This window comes from Cohnella soli, assembly GCF_042655525.1.
Lineage (GTDB): Bacteria > Bacillota > Bacilli > Paenibacillales > Paenibacillaceae > Cohnella > Cohnella soli.
Genome location: NZ_JBHSMI010000052.1, coordinates 257,057 through 274,108 on the forward strand (window position 1 = coordinate 257,057; position 17,052 = coordinate 274,108).

General features: G+C 51.8%; 16 protein-coding genes. 10 read left to right on the forward strand and 6 right to left on the reverse strand.

What is annotated here, in order from left to right; genetic code table 11:
* Nucleotides 1-2 precede the first annotated feature (2 nt).
* Entirely contained in the window at nucleotides 3-3,656 is a 3,654-nt protein-coding gene (locus ACFPOF_RS25245) for a glycoside hydrolase family 9 protein (RefSeq protein ID WP_378137902.1), read from the forward strand.
* A gap of 30 nt (nucleotides 3,657-3,686) precedes the next feature.
* Nucleotides 3,687-4,415 (forward strand): SDR family oxidoreductase, encoded by a 729-nt coding sequence (locus ACFPOF_RS25250; protein ID WP_378137904.1) that lies wholly within the window; start codon nucleotides 3,687-3,689, stop codon nucleotides 4,413-4,415.
* Between the two features lie 489 nt (nucleotides 4,416-4,904).
* Here the strand turns inward: ACFPOF_RS25250 and ACFPOF_RS25255 are convergent, their stop codons facing one another.
* The 3 genes from ACFPOF_RS25255 to ACFPOF_RS25265 form a co-directional block, all read right to left on the reverse strand.
* Nucleotides 4,905-5,609: a hypothetical protein gene (locus ACFPOF_RS25255; protein WP_378137906.1), complete on the reverse strand. Its 705-nt coding sequence runs from the start codon at nucleotides 5,607-5,609 to the stop codon at nucleotides 4,905-4,907.
* A 43-nt stretch (nucleotides 5,610-5,652) separates the two neighbouring features.
* Nucleotides 5,653-6,102, reverse strand: a complete 450-nt coding sequence (locus ACFPOF_RS25260; protein ID WP_378137908.1) for a DUF2269 family protein — start codon at nucleotides 6,100-6,102, stop codon at nucleotides 5,653-5,655.
* A 73-nt stretch (nucleotides 6,103-6,175) separates the two neighbouring features.
* Entirely contained in the window at nucleotides 6,176-7,939 is a 1,764-nt protein-coding gene (locus ACFPOF_RS25265) for a helix-turn-helix domain-containing protein (RefSeq protein ID WP_378137910.1), read from the reverse strand.
* Between the two features lie 220 nt (nucleotides 7,940-8,159).
* On the opposite strand from ACFPOF_RS25265, the gene ACFPOF_RS25270 reads away from it, so the two are divergent.
* Nucleotides 8,160-8,885 carry a type II toxin-antitoxin system prevent-host-death family antitoxin gene (locus ACFPOF_RS25270; protein WP_378137912.1) on the forward strand — a complete coding sequence of 242 codons (726 nt, stop codon included), beginning with the start codon at nucleotides 8,160-8,162 and terminating at the stop codon, nucleotides 8,883-8,885.
* A gap of 126 nt (nucleotides 8,886-9,011) precedes the next feature.
* On the opposite strand, the gene ACFPOF_RS25275 is transcribed toward ACFPOF_RS25270, so the two are convergent.
* Complete coding sequence (locus ACFPOF_RS25275; protein WP_378137914.1) at nucleotides 9,012-9,293, reverse strand: hypothetical protein; 282 nt, start codon at nucleotides 9,291-9,293, stop codon at nucleotides 9,012-9,014.
* A gap of 79 nt (nucleotides 9,294-9,372) precedes the next feature.
* Here ACFPOF_RS25275 and ACFPOF_RS25280 point away from each other — a divergent pair, with 79 nt between their 5' ends.
* A complete protein-coding gene (locus tag ACFPOF_RS25280) occupies nucleotides 9,373-10,155 on the forward strand; it encodes a VCBS repeat-containing protein (protein ID WP_378137916.1) in 783 nt (260 codons plus the stop codon).
* A 76-nt stretch (nucleotides 10,156-10,231) separates the two neighbouring features.
* Here the strand turns inward: ACFPOF_RS25280 and ACFPOF_RS25285 are convergent, their stop codons facing one another.
* Complete coding sequence (locus ACFPOF_RS25285) at nucleotides 10,232-10,642, reverse strand: GyrI-like domain-containing protein (RefSeq protein WP_378137918.1); 411 nt, start codon at nucleotides 10,640-10,642, stop codon at nucleotides 10,232-10,234.
* 193 nt (nucleotides 10,643-10,835) lie between these two features.
* Here ACFPOF_RS25285 and ACFPOF_RS25290 point away from each other — a divergent pair, with 193 nt between their 5' ends.
* The 5 genes from ACFPOF_RS25290 (at nucleotide 10,836) to ACFPOF_RS25310 (ending at nucleotide 15,814) form a co-directional block, all read left to right on the forward strand.
* Nucleotides 10,836-13,094, forward strand: coding sequence for an ATP-binding cassette domain-containing protein (locus ACFPOF_RS25290; RefSeq protein WP_378137920.1), 2,259 nt, complete (start codon nucleotides 10,836-10,838; stop codon nucleotides 13,092-13,094).
* 61 nt (nucleotides 13,095-13,155) lie between these two features.
* Entirely contained in the window at nucleotides 13,156-13,659 is a 504-nt protein-coding gene (locus tag ACFPOF_RS25295) for a DinB family protein (protein ID WP_378137922.1), read from the forward strand.
* Between the two features lie 171 nt (nucleotides 13,660-13,830).
* Nucleotides 13,831-14,544: a DsbA family protein gene (locus tag ACFPOF_RS25300; RefSeq protein ID WP_378137923.1), complete on the forward strand. Its 714-nt coding sequence runs from the start codon at nucleotides 13,831-13,833 to the stop codon at nucleotides 14,542-14,544.
* The gene (locus ACFPOF_RS25305; RefSeq protein WP_378137925.1) at nucleotides 14,541-14,972 is read left to right on the forward strand and encodes a disulfide oxidoreductase; all 432 of its coding nucleotides are present in this window, start codon (nucleotides 14,541-14,543) and stop codon (nucleotides 14,970-14,972) included. Before ACFPOF_RS25300 ends, ACFPOF_RS25305 begins: the two co-directional genes overlap by 4 nt.
* 197 nt (nucleotides 14,973-15,169) lie before the next feature.
* Nucleotides 15,170-15,814 carry a response regulator gene (locus ACFPOF_RS25310; RefSeq protein WP_378137927.1) on the forward strand — a complete coding sequence of 215 codons (645 nt, stop codon included), beginning with the start codon at nucleotides 15,170-15,172 and terminating at the stop codon, nucleotides 15,812-15,814.
* Between the two features lie 39 nt (nucleotides 15,815-15,853).
* Here the strand turns inward: ACFPOF_RS25310 and ACFPOF_RS25315 are convergent, their stop codons facing one another.
* Entirely contained in the window at nucleotides 15,854-16,216 is a 363-nt protein-coding gene (locus ACFPOF_RS25315; RefSeq protein WP_378137929.1) for a c-type cytochrome, read from the reverse strand.
* 201 nt (nucleotides 16,217-16,417) lie between these two features.
* Between ACFPOF_RS25315 and ACFPOF_RS25320 the strand changes: the two genes are divergently transcribed.
* Entirely contained in the window at nucleotides 16,418-17,029 is a 612-nt protein-coding gene (locus tag ACFPOF_RS25320) for a DJ-1/PfpI family protein (protein WP_378137931.1), read from the forward strand.
* Nucleotides 17,030-17,052 lie beyond the last annotated feature (23 nt).

The window sequence follows — 17,052 nt, forward strand, 5'->3', positions numbered from 1 at the left end:
ACTTGTTGATCAAGCGAACGAAACGGACATTATTCACTTTGCTTTTAACCTCAGCCCTGACGATCGGCACGCTGCCGCCGCTGCAGTCGAATGCAGCCGCTCCAAGCGTGGCCGTGCAGAAGTACATGATGGTCGACCAGTTCGGCTACTTGCCGACAGGCGACAAAGTCGCCGTGCTGGCCGACCCGCAAGAAGGATTTAACGCCGCGGATGCGTATACGCCAGGCAGCGTGCTCCAGGTCAGGCGCGTCAGAGACGACAAGGTCGTCTTCACCGGGGCGCCGCAGGCCTGGAATAATGGTGCTACCGAGCCATTCTCGGGCGACCGGGGCTGGTGGTTCGACTTCTCGTCCGTCATGGAGGAAGGCGACTTCTACATCTATGACGTGCAAGGCAACTGCAAGTCCAACAACTTCAGAATCGCCGGCGATGTGTATCAGGATGTGCTGAAAGCGGCGATTAAGACGTTCTATTACCAGCGTATCGGCACGCCGCATCTGGCCGAACACGCCGGAGCCGCCTATGCGGACGGCGCGGCTTTCGTAGGCCCGCATCAGGATACGCAGGCGCGAAACGTATTTGACCGCAATAACCCGACCACGGAGCGCGACCTGTCCGGCGGCTGGATGGACGCGGGCGACTTCAACAAATACGTCACCTATACGGCCCAGCCGGTCAATGAGCTGCTGTCCGCTTACGAGCGGCAGCCCGGCGCGTTCTCCGACGACTACAACATTCCCGAATCCGGCAACGGCATTCCGGATGTGCTAGACGAAGTGAAATGGGAGCTCGATTGGCTGAAAAAGATGCAAGAGAGCGACGGCGGCGTCCTGATGAAAGTCGGCGTACCGAGCAGCGGCGGCATCGGCGAGTTCAGCAATCCGCCGAGCACGATTACGCGTTATCGCTACTATTTGCCGAAAACGTCCGCTTCTACGGTGGTGACATCGCTGAACTTCGCCCATGCTGCGCTCGTCTACGGCCAGTTCCCGACCCTTAAGGGCTATGCCGACGACTTGCGGGAGCGGGCGATCCGCGCCTGGGATTGGTATCAGGCGAATCCGAAGACGGACAACGCCGACAAGGGCGAGATCGAAGCCGGCGACGCGGATATGCCGCTGGCCAATCAGGCGCAAGTCGCCACCACCGCCGCCGCGTATTTGTTCGCGCTGACCGGAGAGGCCAAGTACAACACTTACTTTATTAATAACTACAAGACGATATGGCCGATGAGCGACGGCTACTGGGGCATGTACTATGGCGAGCAGGCGGACGGCGTTATGTTCTACACGACGTTGCCGAACGCCGACCCGGCGGTCAAGGCGTACATTCTGGAACGGCGCGACGTTCAGGATTTCGACGAACGGTTTAACGATAACGACGATCTGTACCGTTCGTATGTGCCGGGCTGGGCGTACCATTGGGGCAGCCTGCAAGTGCGTGCCCGGCTCGGCGCCTCCGCCTACGACTTCGTCCAATACGACCTCAACCCGAGCAAGCGGGATAATTACGACAAGCGAGCGCAAAACTCGCTGCATTACTTCCACGGCGTCAACCCGTTGAGCTCCGTGTACTTGACGAACATGGGCGTGTATGGCGCGGAAAATTCCATCTCGCAAATTTATCATAGCTGGTTTGCGGACCGATCGCCGTGGGACATCGCGCCTCCAGGCTACGTCCCAGGCGGGCCAAGCATGCAGTACAGCGGCACGGCCTCGCCGCCGCTCGGACAGCCGCGGCAGAAGATGTACAAAGACTGGAACGGCATAGCCTGGGATTGGCCGCGGACGGTAGACGCCTCTTGGGAGATTACCGAGAACGGCATTTATTATCAAGCGGCCTACATCAAGCTGCTCGCGAAGTTCGTACCCGCGGCTCCGCTGCCGACGGCGCCGCCTGTCGCCCCTACGGGCGAAACGGCGATAGCAGCCGGCACGACGTCGATCTTGTTCAAGTGGAACAAGGCGGCAGGCGCTGCTGCGTATGACATCGAAGTGGATGGCGTCGTCAAGAACAACGGGCCTAGCGTCTCGTATACGCATGAAGGGCTCGAACCCGGTACGACACATGTGTACCGCGTGAAAGCCAGAAATGGGCTTGGCGCAAGCGAATGGAGCGCTCCTTCGGAGGCGACGACCGAAGTTCCTCCTCCGCCCCCAAAGACGCCAAGCGATGTGACCGCAACGGCGACGAACAGCTTCTCCACAGAACTGAAATGGAACGCGATGACAGGTGCTACCAGCTATGAGGTGGAAGCGGACGGCGTCGTGAAAAACATCGGCAACCTAACGTCCATCGTGTATAAAGGACTTGCATCGGCTTCCACGCACAGCTACCGGGTGAAAGCAACCAACAGCGGCGGAGAAAGCGCATGGAGCGAGCCGATGAAGGTAACGACGCCGAAAGCTCCGCCGACAAGCGAGATCGACCTGTCGCATAACGGCACGGCCGGTTATACGTTCGGACAAGCGTCCGATCAAGTGAAACGTTATCAGACCTTCGTTGCGGATGCTTATCCGGAGTTGACCGGTGTAGATGTGAATATCCGCAAAGGAGGCTTGCCCGGCAATGTGACGGTAGAGCTGTACGCAACAAGCGACGACAAGCCGATCGGCAGCGCACTGGCGTCCGCCACGATCGCCTCGAGTGCTGTGACCGATGACGGCACGATCGTCCGCGCACCGCTGAAGTTCAGCGGCCTAACTTATGGCACGAAGTACGCCATCGTGCTCGGGCAAGCGACAGGCGGCACGGGCGGCATTTATGAATGGCTGACCGGCATTGACGTGAACGGCCAACTGAATTTTGGCAAATTCATGGGCGATGCCTGGGTGGACGAGTCGCATATCGGCTACGGCTGGATGAAGCTGTATGTTGCGCAAAGCGCAGAGCCGCAACCGCAGCCTGACCCGGACCCGCAAGCGCAACCGCCAGCTGTACCGACAGGCGCCAAGGCGTCTGCCGCCAGCGCTGCATCTATAGCCGTGAGCTGGAATGCGGTAAAAGATGCGGCGGCTTATGAAATTGAAGCGGACGGCTCCGCTGCCTATGCGGTGACGAATACGCCAGCCTTCGTTCATAGTGGACTGGCTGCGGGATCGAAGCATACGTATCGCATTCGGGCCATCAACAGCGCGGGTGCCGGCGAATGGACGTCCCCCATATCGGCGGTGACGACACAAGCATCGTCGTCAAACGTCATTGATGTTTCCCATCAGGGGACGGACGGCTTTATGTTCGGCGAAACTCGGGATCAGGTGAAACGGTATCAGACCTTCGTCGCGAATGCGAACAATACGATGACCCGGATCGAAGTGAACGTCCGGAAATTCAACAACCCGAGCAACTTAACGGCAAGCTTGTATGCGACCAAGAACAACAAACCAACGGGGAGCGCGCTGGCGACGGCGACTGTCAAAGCGAGCGCGATCAGTGAAGATTATGAAGTCATCGACATTCCGCTTACCTATACAGGCCTGGGCAGCGGCGCAACGTATGCAATTGTGCTCAGCCAGTCGAAAACGTCCGACTATGCCGGCTACGAGTGGCTGACGTCGGAAGTGAGCGGCACCTTGAAGTTCGGGAAGTACAGCAGCGGTGCTTGGGTCGACGAATCGGCTATTGGCGACGGCTGGCTGAAAGTGTATGTAAAGTAAATCAGGGTGTCACAGAGAGGACGGGAAGCAATGGACAACGTACAACTGGTTGCGCTGGTGACAGGCGCGAATAAAGGCATCGGCTTCGAGATTGCCCGGCAGCTCGGCAAGCTGGGCATAACGGTGCTGATCGGCGCAAGGGATCAGGAAAGAGGTAAGGAAGCGGAGCGGCTGCTGGTCAAAGAAGGCATAGACGCCCAGTTTATCCAGGTGGACGTGACCGATCAGCCTGCAGTCGACGACGCTGCCGCCGCTATCCGCGAACAATTCGGCAAGCTGGACATTCTCGTGAACAACGCCGGCATTCTCGTCGACGAGAAGCCACCGAGCAACTACGATATCCGTTCGATGCGAGCTGTATACGAGACGAACGTATTCGGGGTGTTCCGCACGACGAAAGCGATGGTGCCGCTGCTGTTAGCATCCGAGCAGGGACGGATCGTCAATCTGTCCAGTTCGCTCGGCTCGCTGACGCTGAATAGCGATCCCAACTTCGAGTTGGCTTCCTTCCTGATGATCGGGTATAATTCGTCGAAGGCGGCAGTGAATGCGTTGACTGTCTTTTATGCAAATGACTTAAGGGAAACGGCGATCAAAGTCAATGCGGCGGACCCGGGTTATTGCGCAACGGCGTTGAATGGGTTCACCGGCCTGCGGACACCGGAGGAAGGGGCTCGAACGGCCGTTTGGCTGGCGACATTGTCTTCGGACGGCCCGACAGGCGGCTTCTTTAACGACGCGGGTATCGTGCCTTGGTAATAAACGAATCATAAAGAGAGGGGCCGCCATAGTGGGCGGTCCCTTTTGCGTGACTGAGCTACTTTCTGGGGGGAGTAGAACTAGAGCAATGTACTCCCTATGTTCCCTTTTGCCAAAATCCCCTTCACTCAGGAAGGCTGCCCCAGCATAGAAATGACCCTTGGCCCCCTATAGCCACAGACACAGCCTTTCCAACAACAAAATTGCGCTCCTGAACGAAGGGGATTCCGAGCAAAGGAGGTTTTTTCCTTGCGCTGCAAGTTTACCTGAGCGAGAGGGATTTTGGACAAAGGAGATTAATCTTCGATTGCAGTGGTTTATACGATGGTAGTAGTGGAGAGAACGGGCAACCTCAGCGTGTTGCAGTGTTCAGTTACAAACGAAAAGCTCGCACAGGCAGGCATGTTGACTACCCTGCACAGTACGAGCCTCTTCTCAATTGCGCTTAAACGGTTGAATCGCCTATACGATCCGATTTTCTTTTCGATATTACTTGATTTTCTGTTGTTCTTCATCTGAGATGAAGTAAGCATGAATGTCGTAGTGCGGCACTTCGAAGCCCTCATGCCCGTGCTCTTGGAATTCCAAATCGAACTGGACGACGGATGGAGACGGATATCCCTTCATGCCCGGTACATTGACATGATTCTTGCCTGCGACGAAGTCTTCTTGCGCAACCATGTATTCGAGGAACACCAATTTACCCTTGTATACCCCATAGATCGGACCTGTCGGCAAATCGCCGGCTTGCGGGTTCGACCAGTGTTCTCCCATCGCAGGAACGAGCGGCGTAATTTGGACGGTTCCTTCCGGCAGCGCTAGGACGTATACTTCGTTTTTGGTCGCATCCACAGTGACGGCTTGCGCGTGGACAGCGTCGGCGAGGTCTCTGATCCATGCTGTCATTGTACCTTCGTGCAGTCGGACGTTGGAGATGGTTTTGCCATTAAAAGTGACGGACTTGTTATCTTTGCCGACGATCGCGGTTTTATTGAACAGCTTCGCGAATTGTGCGACGGATACATACGTTTTACCATTCCAAGTGTGGTTATCGGAAGACTGCACCGGCACGCCGTTGACGAGCACAGATAGTTCGGCGGCTTTCGGCGCAACGGAGTGGGCGGAAGCAGACAGACTTCCTCCGATCAATGTGGAGCAAACAAGCATCGTAAGCAACAACGTACTTTTCTTCATTTTGGTCAACCTTCCCTTGTGGTTTTGAGGTGAATTTCGATCATTACGGTTTCATAATCATAAATGCAAACAATACAAGTCCGAGCGCCGATGCGACATAGAACAGGACGTTCACTTTGGCGAGCAGCACTGCCGACTCCGCTGGAAGCTCCTGCTCTGCTTTCAGCGCAGGATCACTTATCAGCTTCTGAAGCTTCCCCGTCATCGGTCCGAGCAGACCGACCACCACGATCTGAATCGCGACATAAAGCGCGAGCGAGCCGATAATCCAGAACGAGGCAAACTTCCAGCCGTCCAGCCAGACGAGCAGGAGCCCGGACAATACGGCGATCGTACCCCCGATTTTAGGGAAGAAATTCAGGAAGCCGAATAGCTCAAGGGACCTCCGGAGCTCTCCTACCCGCTGTCCCCCTCGGCACAGGACATGGCCGAAATACGTGGGGCCGATACCGATAATTGCAGTCAACACATGAACAAGCACTAACCATTTCATCTTGCATTCTCCTTGTATAGTATCTTTTGAAAGCCTCTGGACAATGGAACTTAGGGTCCATTCGGGGAAATTCTTATTTTGAACTTCTCATGTACCGGTTAACGAGTTGAGCACGGTTTTTGACATCCAGTTTGCGGAAAATATTGCCGAGATGCTTCTTCACTGTAATTTCGCTTAAATACAAACTTCCGGCGATTTCCAGGTTCGTGTACCCTTTGACAAGCAGCTCCACGACATCTTTTTCCCTCTCCGATAAGGAAGCCAACCCTTCGTCTTCCGGGTCCTGCATGTGCGGAAGGCCTGCCAAAGCGATCATTTTGTTCAGGAATTGCTGCAGCTTGTTCCCGCGCGTATCTATCGCATACAACGGCGTAGGCGTTATCCCGTCATATGCGCAGTGTTCCGAGCCCGCCAATTTCTCGCATCCGAGGCGGAGATGAATGTCCTCGAACATCGGGTGGGCGGGCGGCGCCGCGATGCATATACCGGGGGAAAGCATATGGTTGATAAAAGTAATGCCTGTTGCCTCGCGCATGACCAGGTCGCTGAAGTCGCCTACGTCGATCGTCATGACGAAATAGCCGGCCTTCGTATTCGGGGACAGCTTATACTCTTTCAGTTGCGCTTCCGTTAACTTGGAGAAATACGACGAAGAGAGCGGATGAATGCACAAATAATCGACGGTGTCGACGTTGATCGGAACGATGGCCGATAAGCCGCAAACGGCGCCGCGGGTGTCCCGAATGAGCTTTACAATGCCAGAGTCCAACTCATACAGCTCGTGCAGACGAATATGCTTCAACGTGTACAGACTTTCTTCGGCGGAGATGAAATACTCGTAGACTTCCCGGGTTTCGGGATTGCGGTAGCTGAACCGGGTATCCTTCGCGTTCCTCCTTCGCCGCTCGACGTACGCTTCCGCTTCCGTCCAGTTGCCTGCGTGCAGCGGCTCCCACGAGCAGGAGGCGGCTTGTTGGTAAAAGAAACCTCGAATCCACTGATCGCCCACGTAATAAATCCACTCTTCGCTTTCCCATGCCGTCGTTTTGCTTCTGGCGGACGCCTTAATGCGGTAATAGTAATGCATGATGCATCGCTTCCTCAGGCTTTCGTAATGGTCGGGGCGGCGGCGGCGTAGCTCGAAGCATATCGCGTCCCGCATCAGATCATGCAGAAGCCACCCCCGATCGACCCGGCGAATGAAACTGAGGCTGACGAGCTTCAGAAATTGTTCCGTCGCAACCGGCTTATCCATTACATAGGCCAGCAATTCCTCGTTGAAATGGCGCAGCACTGCGGCTGTCTCTACCAATTCGCGCAAATGTGCATCCGGAACTTCTCTCAACCATGCACCGACAACCTGGGAGAATACATCGCGCGCTTCCGAAGCGACGACTTGCCGGAAATGCTGCGCAAGCGTCGTAGACACTAGCAGCGACAAGGTGAGCGGATGTCCTTTTGTCTGATTCCAGATATGACGGACCGTTTCTTCATGTGCAATGCCTGCACGCGCCAAATATGCTTTAACTGACGAAAAATCCAGATCGTCGATGGGCAAACGCCAAATGAGCTCGCGCCACGCCGGAGAGAAGCTCCAGCCACCCTGTAGCGGGTATCTTCCCGAAATGACGATTAGCGTGTTTTTGGACAACTGAGGAAGAAATTCTTCACGCAACCAATATTCCATTCCGTACAAATGAATGATGCTTCCGTCCCGGAGAGAAGAGGTAAGGCATTCCCGCAAAAAGGCGACTTCTTTCTCGCGCCCTACGAGATAACGGCGTTCCTCCGTATCGATCGTGTTACCGATATGTTCCTGGTCGATCTCCTCCTTCATCTCGGACACACTCCTCCTGTATGCGCCGGCAGACGTTCATTCCGATTAGTCGACGTTTGCGGGCTACGGAAAATGTACCATATGGCCGAACGCGGCAATATTATACGAAAGTATAGTATTGAGGATGGGAAACGGATATTGGCTAATATCATGCGATAAGTGTACAAAATAGCTAAAATAAAATATAATAATCACATCTTAGCTAAATGGAGGTATTCCCATGAAAGTTCCGTCAACGCAAGCGCAGAACAATTTCGGCAAGTATTTGAAGTATGTGGAAGCCGGCGAAGAAATCATCGTTACCCGTAAAGGCAAAGACATCGCCAAAATTTCACCTTGTGACGGAGCGGAAGCCGGCCGTGTCATGGAAGGGCTTGCAGAGTACAAGACAAGCGGGGCGCGGGTGACCTATGAGGAGTATGTCGAGCTGGTGGAACATTCGGAGCAACGTTTCGAGTTGATCGACGGCGTCGTTTATAATCTCGCATCCCCATCGTATAAGCACCAGATGGCTGTACATGAACTCCACGGTGCTTTCTACAATTGGTTCAAAGGAACAAGTTGCACGCCACTTACCTCCCCATTCGATATCACATTCGATAAGGATCCGAACAATATTTGCGTCGTCCAACCGGACATTATTGTCATTTGCGACAAAGACAACCGGGACGATAAGGATCGATACAAAGGTGTTCCTAAGCTTGTTGTTGAAGTACTGTCCCCTTCCAGCAGGAGCAAGGATGCGGTTACGAAGCTGAATCTGTACAAGCGCTGCGGCGTCAAGGAATACTGGGTCGTAGATCCGATTAACGAGCAGATCATCGTCTACCAACTCGAGGAGGATGATATCGTGAACTACATCGCTTATCTCAAGAGTGCTAATCAGGACGTGAGATCGTTTTGCTTCGATGGGCTGAGCCTGCCGCTGAGGGAAATATTCTCCTAAGCTCAATCCCTATGGATAGAACGAAGCTTTCATATGGACATGCCTTAGATTTGCGATCGAGGCAGGCATGGCGTCTGATCTGCTCATGCGAATGTTGCAGGAGCGATATGAGGGGATTTAACGGAGTCAGCCGGCTTCCGGTTGGCTGTTGGAATTATATGGCGGTCGAAGATTTGAACAAGGTCCGGCAGGGGCGGCTACCTGAATCCGCGAGATTGTACTTCCGTCATCTTTCATTTCAATAGAAGGTGTGAACCAGCCGTTCGATAACACCGCTTGCACGCCCGAGGGCGTAAACGAGATGACAAAATCCGTTTGCGCCTTCGCGAGCAACTCCACTTCGTTCCAAACCTCGTTGTACCGGCGTGTGAACTGTAAAATATCCACCATGTAATCATCACCTTCCATGTTGATTTTTCCTTTCCTTCATAGGCATCTACACAATCATATAGTCATTAACCTACATATATTTGTTGACACAGGTCATTTGGCTTATGAAAAGGGGATGTTTAATCTGTATAGACAATTTCGCAATCATGCGTATGGTAATTATGCTCTTTCAAGAAGTATTTCTTTGCTCGATATGAAGCAAGGAGATGTAAATGGAGACGGAATCATTGATAACGTGTATTTATACGGAAATAAATCCGGAGGGATTTTTGCAGATAACATTACGCTTGTTATTCAAGATGGACATTCTAATCAAAGTACAACGGTAAATCTTCAAAACAATGCGGGATATAATGCCAGGCTATTCCTTGGAGATTTTTCTAAGGATAATGTACAGGATATATTAGTCAGTATTAATACTGGAGGAAGCGGTGGATATGGTGTTTTTTATATCTATTCCTTCAAAAATAACAGCCTACATGAAATGTTCGATGTTGAAAAATATAATAAGCAGTATAAGTTCAATGTGATTTATGAAGACTTCTACAAAGTGAGTGTCAGTAGTCCTCAGCTTGACGTGCTATTTACAATTGACATTAGTAATAAAGGCTATGACTACTTATCACAATATTACAACGATAATGGCAAACTCAAGCAACCCACCAAAGGTGAAGTACTTGCTTTAGGCGCATTGTATCCTATTGTTACAAACGGAACAGGCATGAGTTATGATTTGCTTGCTTTGCAACGTATTATTGGAACTACAAACTCCGATACATTAGGATATGTCGAAAACCTTATGACCTGGAATGGTACTCAGTTTGCATCCTCAAGATTGTCAGTAGCCATTATTGGTTCGAGGTTAATCAGTCTTTTCTAAACTTCTTGCGAACGGGAAAGCAAATGTCCGTAACAGAAAGATCAGACTCGGGACCATGATTTCTTTCATCATAGATTTAGATATCATATAGCCCAGCGAGTTCATATCCGCTTTCTTTTAACCACGTAGAGTATAAATAAGCATGCACGGCACCCGCATTTTCGAAAGGACCATTGAATGTAAACAAAACATAAGTATTGGCGGGGATCTCTCTAACAACCATCCCATACGGAATTTCCTCGGTTGAATGAACTTCAACTCCGATAAAAAATTCAAAATGATCCATTTCAGGATGATAATCTTCAGGGTCCGTGCTAAGACCAAATACTTCTCTTTCGTTCATACAATTATTGACTTCCGATCTTCTTTCCATGAAATTCGCCGATAGATTAAGGGTTGTTCGATTCTGTTGCACATCATAGAGAGTCACGTTAGCCGCTAAACCGATGAATGTCATGGACGGCTTATCGATGATGGTTGCTTTCATGCTCTTCCTCCTTAAAGGATCTCAAATGGAAAATTTTCAATTCGTTAAATATTCGAGAATAGATTAGACTATCCTGCTGCCAACTTAATGAATTCATGGTCAGTCCACACTCCTGAAAAGGAGCTTTTTTGTTGTTGGCGGTCTCCGGATGCGGCCGGTTTATGTTATTCTCATAATTGGAGGGATGCAAGCTATGAGCGAATCGAACCAGGAGTACATTGTCATCACGGGTGCGAGGGAAAACAATCTCAAGAACGTATCTTTGCGTATCCCGAAGCGGAAAATTACGATTTTTACCGGCGTGTCCGGCTCGGGTAAGTCGTCGATCGTCTTCGATACGATCGCATCCGAATCTCAGCGCCTGCTAAACGAGAATTTCAGTACGTTCGTCCGCAACTTTCTGCCGCGTTTTCCGCAGCCGGACGCGGATGCGATTGAAAACCTGAGCATGGCCGTCGTTGTCGATCAGAAGCGGCTGGGCGGCGGATCCCATTCCACGATGGGCACGATTACCGATATTTCGCCGATACTCCGACTTCTGTTTTCCAGAGTCGGACAACCTTATGTTGGACCGGTGAATTTCTTTTCCTTTAACGACCCGCAAGGCATGTGTCCCGAGTGTAACGGGCTAGGCAGAAGATTAGGCGTCGATATGAGCAAAGCGGTGGACATGTCGAAGTCATTAAACGAAGGGGCGATCCTGCTGCCGGGTTACGCACCGGGCAACTGGGAATGGAATATGGTCGTTCAGTCGGGGTCATATAACCTCGATAAGAAGCTCAGCGATTTCACTGAAGATGAACTCGAGCTGCTGCTGTATGCCAAAGCGAGAAAAGTGGAAATGGATTTCGCCGGAAAGGCCATGAACATTACGGTGGAAGGCATCCTCGAGAAATTCACCAATAAGTATATCAAGCAGGACGTGAAGACGAAGTCCGAGCGTACGCAACAAGCCGTCGCGCCGTATATTTCCGAGGGACCTTGTTCCAGCTGCAGAGGCGCAAGATTGAGTCAGTCGGCGCTCGGTTGTAAAATCAACGGTCACAATATTGCCGAACTGGCGGCGATGGAGGTCGGACAGCTCATCCGCGTCATTCGAGAGATCGACGATGCCACCGCAGCTCCGATCGTCAAGTCGTTGACCGAGCGGCTGCAGCATCTCGTTGATATCGGTCTGGACTACTTGACGTTGGATCGCGAGACGGACACGCTGTCCGGAGGCGAATCTCAACGCGTCAAGATGGTGAAACATTTGAGCGGCAGCCTCGTGGATGTTACGTACGTTTTCGATGAACCCAGCGTTGGCCTGCATCCTCGCGATGTACACCGGCTAAATGGCTTGCTGCAGAAACTGCGCGATAAAGGCAATACTGTAATCGTCGTCGAACATGATCCCGATGTCATTAAAGTGGCGGACCACATTGTCGACGTTGGTCCCCACGCCGGCACGCACGGAGGTACAATCGTGTTCGAAGGAAGCTTCCAAGGTTTATTAGAGTCCGGCACGTTGACAGGCAATCATATGAGCAAACCGCTCCAGTTAAAGGGTGATTGCAGGCAACCGTCTGGCCAGCTTTCCATTAAGGACGCCACGCTCCACAACTTGCGAGACGTAAGCGTAAATATTCCGACCGGTGTGCTGACCGTCGTGACCGGAGTTGCCGGCTCGGGAAAGAGCACGTTAATTAACGATATTTTCCTAAGCCAGCATTCTGATGCGATCGTCATCGACCAATCCGCGGTTGGCGTGTCGACTCGTTCGAATCCGGCGACCTACACGGGGATTATGGACGATGTGCGCAAGGCGTTCGCATCTGCGAACAAGGTGAATCAAGGTTTGTTCAGCTTTAATTCCAAGGGAGCTTGCGAGAATTGCCAAGGGCTCGGCGTCGTGTATACAGACCTTGCATATCTGGACGATGTAAAGCTGCCTTGCGAAGTATGCGGAGGCAGACGCTTCAAGGAAGAAGTGCTCGCTTACAAATTGAACGGGAAGTCGATTGCAGAAGTGCTGGAGATGACCGTGGAGCAGGCGCTGGACTTCTTCGAATTAAAAGAAGTCGTTCGTAAACTACAAGCGATGAGTGACGTTGGACTGAACTATGTCACGCTCGGCCAGCCGCTCAGCACACTATCGGGTGGAGAATGCCAACGCATCAAGCTAGCGAGCGAGCTGCATAAGAAAGGCAGCATCTACGTCATGGACGAGCCGACGACAGGTCTGCATATGTCGGATATCGCCCACCTGGTCGAAATCATGAACAGGCTCGTGGATACCGGCAACACGGTGATTGTCATCGAGCATAACCTTGAAGTGATCAGTCAGGCGGACTGGATTATCGACATGGGACCTGATGGAGGCAGTAAAGGCGGTCAGGTCGTGTTCGAGGGCACGCCGGCGCAGATCGTGCATGCGGAGCAGTCGATCACCGGAAAATATTTGATGGCATAGCGGGAGCGGGACAACCCCGACTCGCTTGACATAAACAACACATACGAGGAGGCTAACACTAATGTACAAACAAATCGCGGATTTCGAGAACACTTGGAAGCACGAATCGGCAGGAACGCTTCGGGCGCTCGAGGCGCTCACGGACGATTCGCTCGGTCAACAAATAACGGACGTGAATCGCACGCTCGGCCGCCTCGCATGGCATCTCGTGCAATCGTTGCATGACATGACTGCGCCGATGGGGCTCGTCTTTGAAGCGCCAGGCTCGGACGCGCCCGTTCCGACTTCGGCGGCAGACATTGCGGCAGCCTACAAAAAAACATCGCAAGCGATGCTCGATGCGGTCACTTCCAACTGGAAGGATGACAATCTGTTCGTCGTAAGCAACGTATTCGGTCAGGAATGGCCTAACGGGGTAACCTTAAACATGCTTGTCCACCATGAGATTCACCACCGTGGGCAACTGACCGTGCTGATGCGCCAAGCCGGTCTTCGCGCTCCTGATCTGTATGGCCCGACGCTGGAGCAATGGGCTGAGCACGGCGTGACGGCTCCGGTCGTGTAAAGGAAATTCATTGTGAAAGCCGCGGAAACGCGGCTTTTTGTTTGCAGTTACATGGTCGCTCCGCTAAAGTTGTTGAAAAAGAAAGAAAATAGCTCTAAAGAGTCATTTAGAGGACTCTACGAACCCTGTAATATAGAAAGGAAACCCAATTGCAGATCGAGGAGAATGAAAATGAAACCAGCCCAAATAAAGTCAAAGTCGAAGCCGAAATCCAATCCGGGCAAAATGCTGGTTCTGTACACAACAGCCCTTCTTGTTCTATTCGCGGCGATCTACTTCATTAATCGCCAAAGCAACGATTCGAAGGATCATTCGCGATTGTCGGATCTTCCGTCGCTCGTCGATCAACCTGTCATCGGCAATGAACAAGCCAAAGTAACGATTATCGAATTCGGAGACTACATGTGTCCGGCTTGCAAACAGTGGAGCGCCACCGTCTATCCGCAATTAATAGCCCAATACATCGATGCGGGACAAGCCAAGTTGGCCTTTATCAATACGTTATTCCATGGGGAACAATCAACGTTGGGGGCGATAGCGGGGGAAGCCATCTTTAAGCAAAATAAAGAGGCGTTCTGGGAGTTTAATGAAGCGATGTTCGCAGCCCAACCGACTACTAATCATGATGCCGCTTGGATTACCGAGACGAAAATAACGGAAGTCGCGCAATCTCTTCCGACGAAAGTCGATATCGAGCAGTTAGCCAAAGATATGGCGCAAAATACGACTATGCCGCAAGTTCAGACGGATACCGCTATCGTATCGAAATACAAAATTAACCAGACGCCGACTATTATTATTAATGGCATTAAAGTTTCGAATCCGTTTGATCTCAACGAAATCAAATCTATTATGGATAAAGAAATCGGCGGTGCCAAGCAATGAGCAGAAAAATAGCGGCCTTACAGCCTTATTTGCTCTATTTTGCCTGGATTGTCTCCGTCGTTGCAACGTTAGGAAGCTTGTACTTCAGCGAAATTCGCGGTTATGTGCCTTGCGAGCTTTGCTGGTATCAACGAATTGCGATGTACCCTATGAGCATCATTCTCGGAATCGCAGCCTATCGGGGTGATACTTCCATTCGAATTTATGTTTTACCGCTCAGCATTATCGGCGCCGTCATTTCCGCTTATCACTATATGCTGCAGAAAGTGCCTGGCTTCCATGAAATAAAACCTTGCACGAATGGTGTTCCATGTAATGTCGACTATATCGATTGGCTTGGCTTTGTGACAATTCCATTGCTTGCGCTTGTCGCCTTCGTTCTCGTGATCGTGGCGATGGTAGTTGTGAGGCAAAGCGTAGAGGAGTAATTTCTTAATCATGTGTTAGATCTCAGTCTCATTCCATAGGATAGCGGTGGAATAGGCGAAACTCGGCGAACCGACAGAGTCTTTTCCCATAATTTAACGCCGCGGTAGGGTTAGCCCTTACGAGTCATCCGCATCCCGGGATTTTCCTCTATGATGGGTGTAGCAACGCCTCACGTCATTTGTAAAGGAGAATCGTCATGGCTCAACCCTATCGCGTGCTTATCGTAGACGATCACAAACATGCCCGGGAAGCGATGCGTTATATCGTGTCGAAAGATACTTTGTTCGAAGTCGTCGGCGAAGGGAGAAGCGGCGCTGACGCCGTTCGCTTGACCGAAGACTGGCAGCCCGACTTGATTCTTATGGACATCAATATGAAAGACATGGATGGCCTCGCCGCAACGAAGGAGATCAAAGACAAATACCCGTACGTCAAAATCGTCATCGTTACCGTCTCCGACGACGCGCTTCATCTGTTCGATGCGTTAAAGAAAGGGGCTTCCGGGTATTTGATTAAAAACTTGGACACGTCTTCATGGCTTGGCTATTTACGGGGGATCGTGCTGGACGACCAGCCGTTGTCGCGGGATTTCGCCCATCTTATCTTGAAAGAGCTGACCCATCAGATGAACCAGTCGGCTGCCCAAGCGTCGATTACGGCTCGAGAGAAAGAAATTTTGCGCTGGGTCGCGACGGGATCGTCCAACCGCGAGATTGCCGATAGATTGTTTATTTCGGAGCACACGGTCAAAAATCACCTGAAAAACATTTTGTACAAACTGAAAATGGATAACCGCGTCCAACTCGCGCGATTTGCGATCGAGAACAATATCTCCGAATAAAAAGCCGTTACGAGGGTAGTTTCCCGTAACGGCTTTCGCTCATTTCATGGCTGAGAGCCAGTTTGTCACATCCACGATTTGCTCTTTTGTCAGCTTCTGCTCGAAGCTCGGCATTCCGCCGCCTCCCTTGGCGATTTGCTTAAAGATTTGTTCCTTCGTCATCGTGCCCCCGACTTTCGTTAGATTAGGGCCCATACCGCCTTGCAGGCTGTCGCCGTGGCATGCGATGCAGTTGCTCTTGTATTGCTGCATCGCGGCGTCGGCGTCGACCGGAGTATCCGGCACTTTGAACGTTGCCGATGGCTGCTCCGGCGTTTGCTTGGCCGGAAGCGAATAGACGATCAAATACAGTCCGAAGACGCATGCAAGGATGATCATGCCCGCCATTACTCTTTTGTACATCCCAATTCCTCCGCTCATTCGAATCTTGGTTGCTTATGGCATCATTGTAGCCCGTGTGTTGGAGCTTATCTATGACTCGATCGAGCTATCATGGCGGAATGGTGTCGTTGCACGGGTGGAAATAGCCCATGAGAGCCATATGGGGTGGTAAAAATCCCCGGTAAAATAGAAGGAAATGAAAAAAGTCGAGGAGGTCATCCCATGAAACCATGGAAAGTAGGCATTTTGTTGTTCGACGACGTTGAAGTTCTTGATTTTGCCGGGCCGTTCGAAGTGTTCTCTGTTACGGTACTTAACCGTGGCCAGCCGGATTTGTTCCAGCCGTTCGAAGTGCAGACGATATCGGAAACCGGAGGGCTTGTCGTTGCCTGCAACGGGCTCAAAGTACAGCCAGATTACAGCTTTCACTCTGCTCCGGCGTTTGATCTGCTCGTCATTCCGGGCGGGTTGGGCACGCGGCGGGAAATTCACAATGAACATTTGATCGATTGGATACGGCAACGGTTCGAAGACGTGCAATTGCAATGGATGACTTCCGTGTGCACCGGGGCGCTGCTATTGGCCAAGGCTGGATTGCTGAACGGCAAACGAGCAACAACGCATTGGGCCAGCCTGGAATGGCTCCGAACCGACTTCCCTGAGACGACCGTCGTCGATGGCGTCAAATACGTCGATGAAGACCGGATCGTCACTTCGGCAGGCATCTCCGCGGGCATTCATATGGCATTTCATATGGTCGAACGGTTGCTCGGGACAGAGGTAGCAGAAGAGACAGCACGCGTCATGGAATACGATATCCGATTCGATCGTTAACTTTAAGCGATGATGACGACAGG

What these genes read in the sequence shown, in the direction of transcription:
- ACFPOF_RS25255 (WP_378137906.1), bottom strand. Translation starts at nt 5,609, where the DNA reads ATGAAGAAAAGTACGTTGTTGCTTACGATGCTTGTTTGCTCCACATTG.
- ACFPOF_RS25270 (WP_378137912.1), top strand. Translation starts at nt 8,160, where the DNA reads ATGAAAGTTCCGTCAACGCAAGCGCAGAACAATTTCGGCAAGTATTTG.
- ACFPOF_RS25290 (WP_378137920.1), top strand. Translation starts at nt 10,836, where the DNA reads ATGAGCGAATCGAACCAGGAGTACATTGTCATCACGGGTGCGAGGGAA.
- ACFPOF_RS25285 (WP_378137918.1), bottom strand. Translation starts at nt 10,642, where the DNA reads ATGAAAGCAACCATCATCGATAAGCCGTCCATGACATTCATCGGTTTA.
- ACFPOF_RS25275 (WP_378137914.1), bottom strand. Translation starts at nt 9,293, where the DNA reads ATGGAAGGTGATGATTACATGGTGGATATTTTACAGTTCACACGCCGG.
- ACFPOF_RS25305 (WP_378137925.1), top strand. Translation starts at nt 14,541, where the DNA reads ATGAGCAGAAAAATAGCGGCCTTACAGCCTTATTTGCTCTATTTTGCC.
- ACFPOF_RS25315 (WP_378137929.1), bottom strand. Translation starts at nt 16,216, where the DNA reads ATGTACAAAAGAGTAATGGCGGGCATGATCATCCTTGCATGCGTCTTC.
- ACFPOF_RS25300 (WP_378137923.1), top strand. Translation starts at nt 13,831, where the DNA reads ATGAAACCAGCCCAAATAAAGTCAAAGTCGAAGCCGAAATCCAATCCG.
- ACFPOF_RS25265 (WP_378137910.1), bottom strand. Translation starts at nt 7,939, where the DNA reads ATGAAGGAGGAGATCGACCAGGAACATATCGGTAACACGATCGATACG.
- ACFPOF_RS25295 (WP_378137922.1), top strand. Translation starts at nt 13,156, where the DNA reads ATGTACAAACAAATCGCGGATTTCGAGAACACTTGGAAGCACGAATCG.
- ACFPOF_RS25320 (WP_378137931.1), top strand. Translation starts at nt 16,418, where the DNA reads ATGAAACCATGGAAAGTAGGCATTTTGTTGTTCGACGACGTTGAAGTT.
- ACFPOF_RS25260 (WP_378137908.1), bottom strand. Translation starts at nt 6,102, where the DNA reads ATGAAATGGTTAGTGCTTGTTCATGTGTTGACTGCAATTATCGGTATC.
- ACFPOF_RS25250 (WP_378137904.1), top strand. Translation starts at nt 3,687, where the DNA reads ATGGACAACGTACAACTGGTTGCGCTGGTGACAGGCGCGAATAAAGGC.
- ACFPOF_RS25310 (WP_378137927.1), top strand. Translation starts at nt 15,170, where the DNA reads ATGGCTCAACCCTATCGCGTGCTTATCGTAGACGATCACAAACATGCC.